The organism is Dickeya sp. CFBP 2040 (assembly GCF_012273755.1).
Classification (GTDB): domain Bacteria; phylum Pseudomonadota; class Gammaproteobacteria; order Enterobacterales; family Enterobacteriaceae; genus Dickeya; species Dickeya poaceiphila.
In genome coordinates, this window is the sequence record NZ_JAAVXH010000087.1 from 272,255 (window position 1) to 286,877 (window position 14,623).

General features: G+C 53.8%; 13 protein-coding genes. 1 reads left to right on the forward strand and 12 read right to left on the reverse strand.

Features of this window, described 5'->3' with window-relative positions; genetic code table 11:
• Positions 1-222 precede the first annotated feature (222 nt).
• From folA to Dpoa2040_RS12915, 3 genes are all read right to left on the reverse strand, one after another.
• On the reverse strand, positions 223-702 hold the full coding sequence (gene folA / locus Dpoa2040_RS12905) for a type 3 dihydrofolate reductase (protein ID WP_371810656.1): 480 nt from the start codon (positions 700-702) through the stop codon (positions 223-225).
• 110 nt (positions 703-812) lie between these two features.
• A complete protein-coding gene (locus Dpoa2040_RS12910; protein WP_042872846.1) occupies positions 813-1,283 on the reverse strand; it encodes a threonine/serine exporter in 471 nt (156 codons plus the stop codon).
• Positions 1,277-2,050: a threonine/serine exporter ThrE family protein gene (locus tag Dpoa2040_RS12915; RefSeq protein ID WP_042872848.1), complete on the reverse strand. Its 774-nt coding sequence runs from the start codon at positions 2,048-2,050 to the stop codon at positions 1,277-1,279. The genes Dpoa2040_RS12910 and Dpoa2040_RS12915 overlap by 7 nt, the downstream gene beginning before the upstream one ends.
• 161 nt (positions 2,051-2,211) lie before the next feature.
• Between Dpoa2040_RS12915 and Dpoa2040_RS12920 the strand changes: the two genes are divergently transcribed.
• The gene (locus Dpoa2040_RS12920) at positions 2,212-2,826 is read left to right on the forward strand and encodes a LysE family translocator (protein ID WP_146411031.1); all 615 of its coding nucleotides are present in this window, start codon (positions 2,212-2,214) and stop codon (positions 2,824-2,826) included.
• 102 nt (positions 2,827-2,928) lie between these two features.
• On the opposite strand, the gene carB is transcribed toward Dpoa2040_RS12920, so the two are convergent.
• The 9 genes from carB to ileS all read right to left on the reverse strand — a co-directional run bounded on the left by carB (position 2,929) and on the right by ileS (position 14,602).
• Positions 2,929-6,153: a carbamoyl-phosphate synthase large subunit gene (carB, locus tag Dpoa2040_RS12925; RefSeq protein ID WP_168641489.1), complete on the reverse strand. Its 3,225-nt coding sequence runs from the start codon at positions 6,151-6,153 to the stop codon at positions 2,929-2,931.
• 87 nt (positions 6,154-6,240) lie between these two features.
• Positions 6,241-7,389, reverse strand: coding sequence for a glutamine-hydrolyzing carbamoyl-phosphate synthase small subunit (gene carA, locus Dpoa2040_RS12930; protein ID WP_168641490.1), 1,149 nt, complete (start codon positions 7,387-7,389; stop codon positions 6,241-6,243).
• Positions 7,390-7,549: 160 nt separating this feature from the next.
• The gene (locus Dpoa2040_RS12935) at positions 7,550-7,792 is read right to left on the reverse strand and encodes a hypothetical protein (protein WP_168641491.1); all 243 of its coding nucleotides are present in this window, start codon (positions 7,790-7,792) and stop codon (positions 7,550-7,552) included.
• A gap of 51 nt (positions 7,793-7,843) precedes the next feature.
• Entirely contained in the window at positions 7,844-8,665 is an 822-nt protein-coding gene (gene dapB / locus Dpoa2040_RS12940) for a 4-hydroxy-tetrahydrodipicolinate reductase (RefSeq protein WP_168641492.1), read from the reverse strand.
• 207 nt (positions 8,666-8,872) lie between these two features.
• Positions 8,873-9,790 carry a ribonucleoside hydrolase RihC gene (gene rihC, locus Dpoa2040_RS12945; RefSeq protein ID WP_168641493.1) on the reverse strand — a complete coding sequence of 306 codons (918 nt, stop codon included), beginning with the start codon at positions 9,788-9,790 and terminating at the stop codon, positions 8,873-8,875.
• Between the two features lie 71 nt (positions 9,791-9,861).
• A complete protein-coding gene (gene ispH, locus Dpoa2040_RS12950) occupies positions 9,862-10,812 on the reverse strand; it encodes a 4-hydroxy-3-methylbut-2-enyl diphosphate reductase (protein ID WP_168641494.1) in 951 nt (316 codons plus the stop codon).
• Positions 10,809-11,267, reverse strand: coding sequence for an FKBP-type peptidyl-prolyl cis-trans isomerase (fkpB, locus tag Dpoa2040_RS12955; RefSeq protein ID WP_042872856.1), 459 nt, complete (start codon positions 11,265-11,267; stop codon positions 10,809-10,811). Before fkpB ends, ispH begins: the two co-directional genes overlap by 4 nt.
• A 3-nt stretch (positions 11,268-11,270) precedes the next feature.
• On the reverse strand, positions 11,271-11,777 hold the full coding sequence (gene lspA / locus Dpoa2040_RS12960; protein WP_168641495.1) for a signal peptidase II: 507 nt from the start codon (positions 11,775-11,777) through the stop codon (positions 11,271-11,273).
• Positions 11,777-14,602, reverse strand: coding sequence for an isoleucine--tRNA ligase (gene ileS / locus Dpoa2040_RS12965; protein ID WP_168641496.1), 2,826 nt, complete (start codon positions 14,600-14,602; stop codon positions 11,777-11,779). The genes lspA and ileS overlap by 1 nt, the downstream gene beginning before the upstream one ends.
• Between the last annotated feature and the right edge of the window lie 21 nt (positions 14,603-14,623).

Sequence of the window (14,623 nt, forward strand, 5' to 3'; positions counted from 1 at the left end):
TGTTTACCACCAACATTTCAGATGCCCTGATAAGCACGTTGGACTATTAATCTTATGAATAAGTTAAAATTCATTCCATTTAGACAATGTTCTTCCTGCAAATAACCCAACTGAAATAGAAAGAGGGTCATGGTGTAACATTTACACATACAGATACATTAAAATAACAAAAGAAAAACCCGCTCGGTATGAGCGGGTTTGAAGATGGCAAACCAACAGCAATCAGCGACGTTCAAGAATTTCGAAGCAATAGCTGTGGGAGTTTTGCTCATCCGCGTCATGAAACTCGCTGAAGGAGGAAACCCATTGATCCGGCTCGTAATCTGGGAAATGGGTATCGCCCTCCACCTCAGCGTCAATATGGGTCAGATAAAGGCGGCTGGCTTGCGGCAGCATCTGCTGATAAATGCTGCCCCCGCCAATCACCATTACTTCATCCACATCGCCAGCTGCCGCCAGCGCCGCTTCCAGCGACGTCGCCCAGGTTACCCGATCATCATCACCTGGTTGGCTGCTCACCACAATATTCAACCGTCCCGGCAATGGCCGCCCGATAGAACGAAATGTGTTGCGCCCCATAATCACGGGCTTGTTGAGTGTATTGCGCTTAAACCACGCCAGATCGGCTGGCAATTGCCACGGCATGGCATTCTCCATCCCGATAACACGATCCACTGCCAGTGCGGCAATCAAACTAATCACCATGGTAAAACCCTACAGGCTACAAAATTGGTGCCACTATACGGAAAGCCTGTTCATGCGTCGATATGCTTACCGAGTCGTCGCCCAATATTTAAGAGAACACCGACCACCTATACACCCGGTCGTTTGCGATAAATCCACACCCCCGGCAACGACAGACCAATAGAGAGCGCACCAACGATAAAGCTGGCTTTGAGAAAATTGGTGATCAGCGTTTGCATCAGCGCTTCGCTATATCCATGCTGGGAAAGCTGTACCACCGAAATCATCGCGGTATAGGCCGAGATACCGGGAAACATCGGAATCACCGCCGCGACGGTAAACACTTTGGGATGCGCCAGAAACCATCGGGACCAGCGAATACCGATGATACCGACCATGTTCGATGCCACGAAGGTCGCTAATTCGATGGGGATACCAAAGCGAATCATCAGAAACCGCGTACCATGCCCTAATCCACCCAGTAATGCGCAATAAGGCAATGCCTTCATCGGCACGTTAAATACCATAGCGAATCCCAACGCGGGTATCGCAGCCAGCACCATGTCCTGAATCAACGCCCAAATCAGTTCAATTACCATCCGTGCAGCCCCCATACCACCATTGCCGTTACCACACCAATACAGGTGGAGAGTGTCAACAGGCTGGCCATCGTCCAGCGCGCCAGCCCGGTATTAACATGACCTTTGAACATATCCGCCACCGCATTAATCAACGGAAAACCGGGCACCAGCAATAACACGCTGGCCGCCATCGCGACAGGGGAGCTGTGTTCCAGACCGGGCACACGCATCAACAACCCGGATGCCGACGTCGCTACAAAAGCGGTAATACAGAAATTAATCAACGGATTAAGATGCCGCGTGGTCAGAACCTGTCGCACATACATCGCCATACCGCTGGCAATCAGCGTAACCAGAAATGCATCCCAACCGCCGCCATTCAGACGACTAAAACAGCCGCACGATAACGCGACAATCGTCACCATCAGCCAACGCGGATAACGCAACGGTTTGATATGGCTGAAACGTTTTGCTACGCCGTCCACATCCAGCACCTTATGTTCCGCCATGATCACGACATGCTGCACTTCAGTCACGACATGCATATTGATGCCACGATCCACATTTTTACGTGTGGAGGTCAGGCAATGTCCTTGCATGATGGTGGTCAGCACAATCGCGTTAGCCGAAATTGAACTTTCCACACTGTCCACGCCCAGCGCCACACCGAGCCGTGAAGATAGCTGCTCGACCAGCATACTTTCCGCTCCATGCTGTAACAGCAGCAGCGCGCATTGAATACACAAACGGGTGATGTCCCGCTGCTGTGTCGTTTCGTTTACCATGTTACGTTTCCATCCCCTTGCCTGAATACAACCACTATAAGCGTGATTTTTATAAGTTTATTAACATTTCAAATTGATGATTGGTAGTGCGAAAAAATGCCACTGACGGTATTATGCTCACCTTTTTTCGTGGAATCCTTGATTGTCATACGTAATTCATCATGCTTGAAACCTCTTTATTCGTTGCAACCATCGCAGCACTGGGAATGATTTCTCCCGGCCCGGACTTTTTTCTGGTGATCAAAAACGCGGTCCGCTACCCACGACTGGCAGCGATGATGACCACAATGGGCGTTATCGCTGGCGTCGCCACTCATATGGCCTATTGTGTCGCCGGGTTAGCGGTGGTCATCACCACCACGCCCTGGTTGTTCAGCTTGCTGAAATACGTCGGCGCCGCTTATCTGATCTGGTTAGGCATTCAGGCGCTACGCTCACGTGGCGGCAGTCAGTTGGATTTGTCTGGCCTGGTAGCACAACGTATCGGGTTGTGGAAAGCGTTTATGCAAGGCTATCTCTGCAACCTGTTAAACCCGAAAGCGACGTTGTTTTTTCTGGCGGTATTTACCCAGGTGTTGAGCCTGAACTCCAGCCTGGGCGAAAAACTGTGGTACGCCGGGATCATCTGGGGACTGACGCTCATCTGGTGGCCACTGCTGGTTATTCTGATTCAGAGCGAGCCGGTACGTCGCGGTCTGACCAAAGCCCAGAAACTGATCGACAAACTGCTTGGCGGCGTGTTGATCACCCTCGGTATCAAAGTCGCCTTAAGCTAAGCATTCCCCCAAATACAGACGAAAAAAAACCGGCCAGATAACTGACCGGTTTCACGCTTCCCAATAAACCGCACCTGCACTCAGGCGCGGTTTTTTTGTTCCTTAGCCACGAATACGGGTATGCATTTCCTGAACGGAAATCACCTGCTCGGTTGGGTCGGCGTTTAGCGACATCGCCGTAGCAAAACCGCCGTTCATGGTGGTGTCGTAATGCACTTTATATTGCAATGCACTGCGGCGAATCAGTTTGGAGTCTTCAATCGCCTGACGACCCGCCGTGGTGTTGACGATGTAGGTGTACTCACCATTCTTGATGCGATCCTGAATGTGTGGACGGCCTTCATGCACCTTGTTCACCAGACGCGGGTTGATACCGGCTTCACCCAACACTACAGCGGTGCCGTGGGTCGCGTCCAGTTCAAAACCGTGTTTGAGCAGTTTGGCTGCCAAATCCACCACACGCGCTTTATCACCTTCACGCACCGACAGCAATGCACGACCGGTTTTCTTCATCGGCGAATTGCTGCCCAGCATCGCTTTAGCAAAAGCTTCAGCAAAGGTACGGCCCACGCCCATCACTTCGCCGGTAGAACGCATTTCCGGCCCAAGAATGGGGTCTACGCCTGGGAATTTATTGAACGGCAGCACCACTTCCTTGACGGAATAGTACGGCGGGATCACCTCTTCGGTAGCCCCCTGCTGGGCCAGCGTTTGCCCGACCATCACGCGGGCCGCCACTTTCGCCAACGGCACGCCAGTCGCCTTGGAGACAAACGGCACAGTACGCGCCGCACGCGGGTTAACCTCAATCAGGTACACTTCGTTGTTTTTCACGGCGAACTGCACATTCATCAGGCCACGCACGGAAAGCTCGAACGCCAGTTTTTCCACTTGCTGACGCATCACGTCCTGAATCTCTTTGCTCAGGGTGTAGGCCGGCAGCGAACAGGCGGAGTCGCCGGAGTGCACGCCGGCCTGCTCAATATGCTCCATGATGCCGCCAATCAGCACGCGCTCGCCGTCGCAGATTGCATCCACATCCACTTCTACGGCATCGTCAAGGAAACGGTCCAGCAGCACTGGCGCATCGTTAGAAACGCTGACCGCAGTCTGGAAGTAACGGCGCAAATCGGCTTCGTCGTAAACGATCTCCATTGCCCGGCCACCTAGAACGTAAGACGGGCGTACCACCAGCGGATAACCGATGCTGACCGCTTTTTCCACCGCCTGCTCAATGGTGCTGACAGTGGCGTTGGCAGGCTGTTTCAGGCCAAGACGATTGACCGCCTGCTGGAAACGCTCACGGTCTTCCGCACGGTCGATGGCATCCGGACTGGTGCCGATCACCGGTACGCCAGCCGCTTCAAGCTGACGCGCCAGCTTCAGCGGAGTCTGTCCGCCGTACTGCACGATAACGCCTTTCGGCTGCTCAATACGTACAATCTCCAGCACGTCTTCCAGCGTTACCGGCTCAAAGTAGAGACGATCAGAGGTGTCGTAATCGGTGGAGACGGTTTCCGGGTTACAGTTGACCATGATGGTTTCATAACCATCTTCACGCAGCGCCAGCGCCGCGTGCACACAACAATAGTCGAACTCAATGCCCTGGCCGATACGGTTCGGACCGCCGCCCAGCACCATGATTTTATCACGGTCCTGATTCGGGTTAGCCTCGCACTCCTCGTCATAGGTAGAGTACATATAGGCGGTATCGGTAGCGAACTCGGCAGCACACGTGTCAACGCGCTTGTAGACCGGGTGCAGGTTATATTTGTAACGCAACTTGCGAATTTCGCTTTCAGACACGCCAGCCAGCTTCGCCAGACGGGCATCGGCAAAACCTTTGCGTTTCAGCAGACGCAGGAACTCAGGCGTCAGACCATTGGCGCCCTGCTCAACTACCTGCTCTTCCAGACGCACCAGCTCTTCAATTTGCACCAGGAACCAACGGTCAATGTTGGTCAGGTTGAACACGCCGTCAACCGACATCCCGGCACGAAACGCATCGGCCAGATACCAGATGCGGTCGCCGCCGGCGTCTTTCAGCTCGCGGCGGATTTTGGTCAGCGCTTGCGGATCGTCAAGATCTACTTTGGGATCGAAACCGGTAGCGCCCACTTCCAGACCACGCAGCGCTTTCTGCAATGATTCCTGTTGGGTGCGGCCAATCGCCATCACTTCACCCACCGACTTCATTTGTGTCGTCAGGCGATCATTGGCGCCGGCGAATTTTTCGAAGTTGAAACGCGGGATCTTGGTAACCACATAGTCGATGGACGGTTCGAACGACGCCGGGGTACGGCCACCGGTAATGTCGTTCATCAGCTCATCGAGCGTATAACCAACCGCCAGTTTGGCGGCGATCTTGGCAATCGGGAAACCGGTCGCTTTAGAAGCCAGCGCCGACGAACGGGACACACGCGGGTTCATTTCGATGACGATCAGGCGACCCGTTTTCGGGTTGACCGCGAACTGCACGTTGGAACCACCGGTTTCTACCCCAATTTCACGCAGTACCGCCATTGAGGCGTTACGCATGATCTGATATTCCTTGTCGGTCAGAGTTTGCGCGGGTGCTACAGTGATGGAGTCACCGGTGTGAATCCCCATGGCATCAAGGTTCTCGATGGAGCAGACGATGATGCAGTTGTCGTTTTTATCCCGCACCACTTCCATTTCATACTCTTTCCAACCGATCAATGATTCATCGATCAGCAGTTCCCTGGTCGGCGACAGATCCAGACCGCGGGTACAAATTTCTTCAAACTCTTCACGGTTGTAAGCGATGCCGCCGCCGGTGCCGCCCATGGTAAAGGAGGGACGGATGATGCAGGGATAACCCACAACCGCCGCCACCGCCAGCGCTTCTTCCATGCTGTGTGCAATGCCGGAACGAGCAGTTTCCAGGCCGATTTTCTTCATCGCAATGTCGAAGCGACGACGATCTTCCGCCTTATCGATGGCATCGGCGGTCGCGCCGATCATGGTCACGCCAAATTCCGCCAGCACCCCCTGCCGTTCCAGCTCCAGCGCGCAGTTCAACGCCGTCTGGCCGCCCATGGTCGGCAGTACCGCATCCGGGCGTTCTTTTTCGATGATTTTACGCACCACTTCCCAGTGGATCGGTTCAATATAGGTGGCGTCGGCCATCTCCGGATCGGTCATGATGGTGGCCGGGTTGGAGTTCACCAGAATCACGCGGTAGCCTTCTTCACGCAGCGCCTTACACGCCTGAGCGCCGGAGTAGTCAAACTCGCACGCCTGACCGATCACAATCGGACCGGCACCGAGAATCAGGATACTTTTTATGTCTGTACGTTTTGGCATTTTTCGCTCCAGCGAACCCGTTTACTCACCGCCGCGCCGGCGTTTTCGCCCTGTTCTTTTATCGCAGCGTGACTAAACGGATTCTGATTATTTGGTATGACTACGGTAAGACTCAATCAGCTCGATGAAATGATCGAACAACGGCGCGGCATCATGCGGACCGGGGCTGGCTTCAGGGTGCCCCTGGAAGCTGAACGCCGCTTTATCGGTGCGGTGAATACCCTGCAGCGAACCGTCGAACAGCGATTTATGCGTTGCGCGCAACGTGGCAGGCAGCGACGTCTCATCTACCGCAAACCCGTGGTTTTGTGCGGTGATCATCACCCGATTGCCGTCCAGATCTTTCACCGGATGGTTGCCGCCGTGATGACCGAATTTCATCTTGACGGTTTTCGCGCCGCTGGCCAGCGCCAGCAACTGGTGGCCCAGACAAATGCCGAACACCGGAATCTCAGTTTCCAGGAAGGCTTTGATCGCCTTGATGGCATAATCGCACGGCTCCGGGTCGCCAGGACCATTGGAGAGGAAAATGCCATCCGGATTGAGTTTCAGCACGTCTTCCGCGGGGGTTTGCGCCGGGACCACCGTCAGGCGGCAGCCGCGATCCACCAGCATACGCAGGATATTACGCTTCACGCCATAATCATACGCCACCACATGGTACGGCAGTTCACTCTCTTCTTTCGCCGGCGGTAGTTCACCTTCCAGCGTCCAACTGCCTTGTAGCCAGCTATAGCTGGAACGGGTGGTGACTTCTTTTGCCAGATCCATACCTTTCAGGCCGGGGAAAGCTTTGGCTTTTTCCTGCGCCAGCGCCGCATCCACCACATCACCCGCGATGATGCAGCCGTTCTGCGCACCTTTTTCACGCAGCAACCGCGTCAGTTTGCGGGTGTCGATATCGGCAATCGCCACAATGTTGTTGCGTTTAAGGTAATCAGACAGGCTTTCTTCACTGCGGTAGTTGCTGGCAATCAGGGGTAAATCACGAATAACCAGGCCCTGAGCATGAACGGCGGGGGATTCTTCATCGGCTTTATTGGCGCCGACATTACCAATGTGGGGATAAGTAAGAGTGACAATCTGGCGGGAATAGGAAGGGTCTGTGAGGATTTCTTGATAACCGGTCATTGACGTATTGAAAACGACTTCCCCCACTGCCGTTCCCTCTGCCCCAATGGCCCGACCGTGGAATTGGGTTCCGTCTTCCAGAACCAATAGCGCTGACTTAATCAAAACACCCTCCAAGGAATAAAAAATCACGTTATTTGCATATTAATTCAGATTTGATGGACTAAATCAATGCAAAAACCACCCGTAAGGCAAATTTTTGGCAAATTGCGCGCATTTTAATGATGCCCCTGACCGTTGTCTAGCCAAACCGGATTTTTTTTTACTATTTTATGGCTTCAGGAAGTAATACATCGCCATATCCGTAAAAACACACATCAACTTGGAAAAGTAAACGGTTGCCAGCAACGATGAATGAAAGAATGATTAAAATCCCGCCAAAATCGCCACCCTGAATCATAAATAGCCGACAGACGACGGATAAAAAGAAAGATAACAATGAAAAATACCAAACACAGACCAATACACCAACCAAGTCATCATTTATCAAACAAAAAAATGGCGCCATTTTTAGCGCCATTAAAATCAAATAATTAATAAAAAAACAGACATCTACATATTATAAATCATCAAGCCCAAGCACATCTTTCATATCGAAAAGACCATGATTATGAGAACTTAGCCACAATGCAGATCTAACAGCACCATTTGCGAACGTCATCCGACTGGAAGCCTTGTGCGTTATCTCTATGCGCTCACCGACATCTGCAAACATCGCCGTGTGCTCACCAACGATATCGCCGGCTCGAATAGTGGCAAAACCGATGCTTTTTGGCTCACGTTCACCGGTATAGCCTTCACGTGCATAAACCGCACATTCTTTCAAATCACGCCCCAGCGCCCCGGCAATCGCCTCGCCCATCGCCAGAGCCGTGCCCGACGGCGCATCCACTTTATGGCGGTGGTGCGCTTCTATGATTTCAATGTCCGTGTAATCGCCCATCACTTTAGCCGCTTTTTCCAGCAACTTGAGCAGCACATTCACACCAACGCTAAAGTTAGCGGCAAATACAATCCCAATGTCGGCTGCGGCCTGCTGAATCGCCGCCTTGCCTGCATCGTCAAAACCGGTGGTGCCGATCACCATCCCTTTGCCGTGCTGACGACAAAACGCCAGGTGAGTGAGCGTACCTTCAGGACGGGTGAAATCGATAAACACGTCGAAATCGTTCACCACCGCCTCAAGACTGCTTTGTACGGTGACATTCGTTTTCCCTGCCCCGGCCAACTCGCCCGCGTCACTCCCCAGCAGGGACGAACCTTCGCGTTCCAACGCCGCACCCAGTACTACGCCTTCCATCTGCAACGCAGCCTGAATCAACTGCCGCCCCATGCGGCCACCCGCTCCCGCGATGGCAACGCGGACTTGTGCATCACGCATATTTATACTCTTTATCTGTTGATGAATGAGAAAAGGTCCTCAGGTTAACCAGCCCGGCCAAGGGCTGCCAGCCGAAAACACCCATAATTAGAAATTTACGACAAAACCGTGGGGATATCAGTAAAAGCTATCGGTTAGCCAGAACAATCGGGCCGCTGCACGAGGTTAGCCACGGTCATCTGGTAATATTAGCGACACCATAGAAACCTAAGGTGCTAATGCCAGCACCTGCGCCACCCAGTCGCGGAAACCCGCGACATCCAGCGCTAACGCCACCTGAGCGTTAGCCGGTCGATTCAGGCGATGCTGGAGATCCACCACCGTTGTGCCAGCGGTGTACTCACCCTGAGTCTCCACCGCAACAAAGCAGTGTTTGAGGGTAAACAATGCCGGTTTCACCAGATAAGCAATCGCGCACAGATCATGCATATGTAAACCGGTCGCCATACTGCCGCTACGGTAGTGGCTGAATAACGCATGTAACATGGCGCCGGTGCGGTTTAGCTCCGGTAATGTGACCAGATAATCCGGCGTCAGCACCGCGTTATTGGTCACATCCAGACCGCACATCACGATATCGATTCCACTTTCAAATACGCGCTTCGCCGCTTCCGGGTCAATCGCCATATTGAATTCCGCATTCGGTGTAAAGTTACCGCGCCCGGATGAACCGCCCATCATCACCAGGCGTTTAATCTGTTTTTTACACTGCGGATAGAGCGTCAGCAGCAAGGCGATATTGGTGAGCGGCCCGATGGTCACCAGGGTGACTGGTTCAGGACTACGGCTAAGGCAGTCATGCATGGCCTGCACGGCGGTTTTTTCCAGCGCGACACGATCATGCGCCACAAAATCATAACCTTCCATCCCCGATTCACCGTGAACGCAGGCAGCATCACGCAACGCACGCACCAATGGCGTTGCCGCGCCTTGCGCAACCGGCACCGTCGCTCCCCAAAAATGCAGCAGTTGCAGTGCATTGCGGGTGGTTTTTTCCACCGCCACATTTCCCGCCACCGTGGTGATGAGCTTCAGTTCCAGTTCGGGGGAAAACAAGGCGGCGGCGATAGCCACCGCATCGTCAATACCTGGGTCGGTATCCAGAATAATCGGAACTCGGTTCATGCGTTTTCTCCAAAAAAATGCCAGACGATTTTCATCGTCTGGCATCTTCTCATCACGATAAGACGGAGGTGTTATTCCACCTCACGAATGTCCACACGCAGTTCTTTCGGCACTTCAAACACGATGTTCTCTTCACGCCCCAGCATCTCCATGGCGACCTGTCCACCCATGCTTTGCAGGCGTTTAATCACCTGCTGAACCAGTACATCCGGCGCGGAAGCACCTGCGGTAACCCCGACACACGCTACATTCTTCAGCCACGTTTCCTGAATATCATCAGCAGAATCAATCAGGTAAGAAGGTTTACCGACACGCTGCGCCAGCTCAGCCAGTCGATTGGAATTGGACGAATTTTTTGAGCCGACCACCAGCACCACATTGGCCTCTGCCGCCAGATTCCGTACCGCTTCCTGACGATTGGTGGTGGCGTAGCAAATATCATCCTTACGCGGCCCGATAATCTGCGGGAAACGCGCCCGCAGCGCATCTATCACTGCCGACGTATCATCCACCGACAAAGTAGTCTGAGTCATGAAACAGAGATTAGCTTCGTCTTTTACCTTCAGCGACCAGACATCATCGGGGTCTTCCACCAGATACATACCGCCGTCCGGATTGTTGTACTGCCCCATGGTGCCTTCCACTTCGGGATGCCCGGCATGGCCGATCAGAATCGCTTCCGTTCCCTTGCGGCTGGCACGCGCCACTTCCATATGCACCTTAGTCACCAGCGGACAGGTAGCATCGAACACCGTCAGTTCCCGGCTTTTGGCCTCGGCTCGTACCGCCTGCGATACACCGTGGGCAGAAAAAATCAGAATAGCGCCATCCGGTACGTCTTCGATTTGTTCGATAAAGATAGCACCACGTTCGCGCAATCCATCCACCACATAACGGTTATGCACCACTTCATGACGAACATAAATCGGCGCGCCATACACTTCCAGCGCTCGCTCGACAATACTGATGGCGCGATCAACACCAGCACAGAATCCACGAGGGTTAGCCAGCAGGATTTTCATGCGTTGCCTCCGTCAGAAGGGGGACGAATCTCCAGTACTTCCACATCAAACGTGATGGTGTGCCCGGCCAACGGGTGGTTGAAATCCACCGTCACCGACTCCTCTGCCACCTCGCGGATGATGCCCGGCATGTCGTTGCCGGCCAAACCGCTGAACAACATGATAGTGCCCACTTCGGGCACCCCGGTTTGCACAAAATCTCGACGCAAAAAGAACTGGATCAGATCCGGATTTGACGGGCCGAAGGCAGACTCCGGCGGCAGGCTGAACTGACGCCGATCACCAACCCGCAAGCCTAGCAACTGCGTCTCCAGTGCCGCCGACAGGCTGCCATCCCCCAACCGGAACATCGCCGGCTTACCGCTTTCACGGGTGGCCTCTGCCACTGACCCGTCTTCCAGCATCAGCGTAAAATGCACCAACACTTCACTGCCGTTTGTCACGAATTCCGCCATGCGTTATTTACCTTCCGCCTGCTTTTTTTGCGCAGGAGTCAAAAACCCCTCCAGCACAATCAGCAGTGCGCCGACGACAATCGCGCTATCCGCCAGATTAAATGTCGGGTAGTGCCAGTTATCGACATAAAAGTCCAGAAAGTCGATCACGTATCCATGCACCAGTCGATCAGCCAGATTACCGATGGCACCACCAATGATCATCGCATAGGCAATATTGTTCAGCTTCTGGCTGGCACTGGAGCGATGCATCATCGCCAGCAGCGCGACAATAATAACCAACGCTATCACCGCAAATAACCAGCGCTGCCAGCCGCCTTTATCTGCCAGAAAGCTAAACGCTGCGCCATAGTTATGGGCGTAGGTAAAATTGAAGAACGGCACCAGTTGTAACGATTCGCCCAGTTGAAAGTGGGTCATGACCCACTGTTTGCTGCCGAGATCGACCACCAGTACCAGTGCAGCCAGCCACAGCCAGCGCAGACCCGTTGCTCCAGTAGATTTACTCATCAGACAAATTTACGCTCTTCGCCATTGCCGCCAACATTGGTCGCACAGCGACCGCATACATCCGGATGCGCAGCATCACTGCCAATATCCGTTTCATAGTGCCAACAACGCGGACATTTTTCACCGTCGGCCTTACTAAGGACAACTTTCAGACCCGGTAATTCACTCTGCTGAGCATTCACCGGCGCATTTTCGTAACGTTCCAGCCGTGCTTTGGAGGTTAACAAGGCGAAATGTAGCTCACCTTGCAGGCTGTTAAGCGGCGCAAACAGCGTGTCATCAGCATACAATGTCACCGCCGCTTCCAGTGAACCACCGATGCGTTTGTCGTTACGCGCCTGCTCGATCACCTTGTTGACTTCACTGCGCACGTTCAGCATGTCCGCCCAGAAGGCATCGTTCATCGGCTCGCTGTCAGCCAGCCCGAATAAACCGTCATACCACTCTTCGGTAAACACAAACTGCGCTCGTTTACCCGGCAGATACCCCCAGATTTCATCGGCGGTAAACGACATGATCGGCGCCATCCACCGCACCAGCGCTTCAGCGATATGGAACAGAGCGGTCTGACAGCTGCGGCGCGCCACACTGTCGTGTTTCGCAGTGTACTGACGGTCCTTGATGATATCGAGATAAAACGAACCCATCTCAATAGAACAGAACTGCATCAGACGCTGCACCACACGGTGGAAATCGTAGCTCTCGTAAGCCTCGACGATTTCATCCTGTGCCGCTTTGGCGCAGCCTACCGCCCAACGATCCAGCACCACCATGTCTTCTGGTTTTACGCTGTGCAGCGCCGGATCAAAACCATTCAGGTTAGCCAGCAGGAAACGCGCGGTGTTGCGGATACGGCGATAGGCATCAGCGGAACGTTTGAGGATCTCATCAGATACCGCTATCTCGCCGGAGTAATCAGTCGAGCCGATCCACAAGCGCAGAATATCCGCACCCAGTTTATCCATCACGTCCTGCGGGCTGACGGTGTTGCCGATGGATTTCGACATCTTGCGACCCTGACCATCCACGGTGAAGCCGTGGGTCAGTACCTGACGGTACGGCGCTTTACCCTTGATGGCGGTAGAAATCATCAGCGAAGACATGAACCAGCCGCGATGCTGGTCGGAACCTTCCAGATACATATCTGCCGCGTGGCCGCTGAATTCCGGGCGCACATCCACCACCGAAGCGTGGGTTGATCCGGAATCGAACCATACATCCAGCGTATCTGGCACTTTTTCATAATCGGCGGCTTGTGCACCCAGCAAATCAGCGGGGTTCAGATCCCACCACGCCTGAATGCCGTCCTGTTCGACACGTTGCGCTACCGCTTCAATCAGCTCGGTCGTACGTGGATGCAGTGCTTGCGTTTCTTTATGCACGAACAACGACATCGGCACGCCCCAGGTACGCTGACGAGAAATACACCAGTCAGGGCGGCTCGCCACCATCGACTCAATGCGTGCCTGGCCCCAATCCGGGATCCACTGCACACCTTTGATTTCTGACAGCGACTGTTGGCGCAGGCCGTTCTGATCCATACTCACGAACCACTGCGGTGTGGCGCGGAACAGAATCGGCGACTTATGGCGCCAGCAGCACGGGTAGCTGTGTTGTAGCTTCTCATGGTGCAATAGCGCGCCACGTTCACGCAGCAATTCAACGATCTTGTCGTTGGCTTTAAACACGAACAAGCCATCCAGCTCTGGGAAGGTTCCCGGCAGGTAGCAGCCGTTCGGTCCAACCGGATTAGCGATTTCCAACTGATATTTCTGGCTGATGACGTAGTCGTCAGGGCCGTGACCACCGGCGGTATGCACCGCACCGGTACCGGCGTCCAGCGTAACGTGATCGCCCAGAATTGCTGGCACATCGAACCCCATAAACGGATGACGAAAGCGCAGCAATTCCAGATCGCTACCTTTGACGGCATGGCCCAAGCAGGCGTTGGCGTCACTTCCGGCAACGCGTTTGGCAACCGCGTCGGCTAGTCCTTCGGCAACGATAATCGCTTTACCCGCCACCTGAATCAGCACGTAATCAATCTCGGCATTCAGGGCAATGGCGCGGTTAGCCGGCAACGTCCACGGGGTGGTCGTCCAGATAACCAGTGCGACATCGCCATTTACCGCATCGTCAGTCAGGCCGAATTTTGCCAACACGGCGGCACGGTCAACCGCATTGAACGCGACATCAATCGCCGGGGAGGTTCTGTCGTAATACTCGACTTCTGCTTCCGCCAGTGCAGAACCACAGTCAGCACACCAGTGCACCGGCTTAGCGCCCTTGTGCAGGTGCCCATTTTCGATAATGCGGCCCAGCGCACGAATGATGTTGGCTTCGGTTTTGAAATCCATCGTCAGGTATGGACGATCCCAATCGCCCAGCACACCCAGGCGGATAAAATCTTTCTTCTGCCCGGCAACCTGCTCAGCGGCATATTTGCGGCACTCTTCGCGGAACTGCGCGGCGCTCACCTTCTCACCCGGTTTGCCGACCAGTTGTTCTACTTTCAGTTCAATCGGCAGACCGTGACAGTCCCAACCCGGCACATATGGCGAGTCATAGCCGGATAAACCTTTGGACTTGATGATAATGTCTTTGAGAATCTTGTTAACCGAGTGACCAATGTGAATATTGCCGTTTGCATACGGCGGGCCGTCGTGAAGGATAAAGGTTTTTTTACCCTTCTTGGCGCCACGAATAATCCCGTACAGATCCTGCTCATACCAACGTTTCAGCATGTCAGGTTCGCGTTTGGCCAAATCGCCACGCATCGGGAACCCTGTTTCCGGCAAATTCAGGGTAGTTTTATAGTCACTCATTCGATTCTCGATTTCGTTTTT

What these genes read in the sequence shown, in the direction of transcription:
- Dpoa2040_RS12910 (WP_042872846.1), bottom strand. Translation starts at nt 1,283, where the DNA reads ATGGTAATTGAACTGATTTGGGCGTTGATTCAGGACATGGTGCTGGCT.
- Dpoa2040_RS12915 (WP_042872848.1), bottom strand. Translation starts at nt 2,050, where the DNA reads ATGGTAAACGAAACGACACAGCAGCGGGACATCACCCGTTTGTGTATT.
- Dpoa2040_RS12920 (WP_146411031.1), top strand. Translation starts at nt 2,212, where the DNA reads ATGCTTGAAACCTCTTTATTCGTTGCAACCATCGCAGCACTGGGAATG.
- carB (WP_168641489.1), bottom strand. Translation starts at nt 6,153, where the DNA reads ATGCCAAAACGTACAGACATAAAAAGTATCCTGATTCTCGGTGCCGGT.
- Dpoa2040_RS12935 (WP_168641491.1), bottom strand. Translation starts at nt 7,792, where the DNA reads ATGGCGCCATTTTTTTGTTTGATAAATGATGACTTGGTTGGTGTATTG.
- dapB (WP_168641492.1), bottom strand. Translation starts at nt 8,665, where the DNA reads ATGCGTGATGCACAAGTCCGCGTTGCCATCGCGGGAGCGGGTGGCCGC.
- rihC (WP_168641493.1), bottom strand. Translation starts at nt 9,790, where the DNA reads ATGAACCGAGTTCCGATTATTCTGGATACCGACCCAGGTATTGACGAT.
- ispH (WP_168641494.1), bottom strand. Translation starts at nt 10,812, where the DNA reads ATGAAAATCCTGCTGGCTAACCCTCGTGGATTCTGTGCTGGTGTTGAT.
- fkpB (WP_042872856.1), bottom strand. Translation starts at nt 11,267, where the DNA reads ATGGCGGAATTCGTGACAAACGGCAGTGAAGTGTTGGTGCATTTTACG.
- lspA (WP_168641495.1), bottom strand. Translation starts at nt 11,777, where the DNA reads ATGAGTAAATCTACTGGAGCAACGGGTCTGCGCTGGCTGTGGCTGGCT.
- ileS (WP_168641496.1), bottom strand. Translation starts at nt 14,602, where the DNA reads ATGAGTGACTATAAAACTACCCTGAATTTGCCGGAAACAGGGTTCCCG.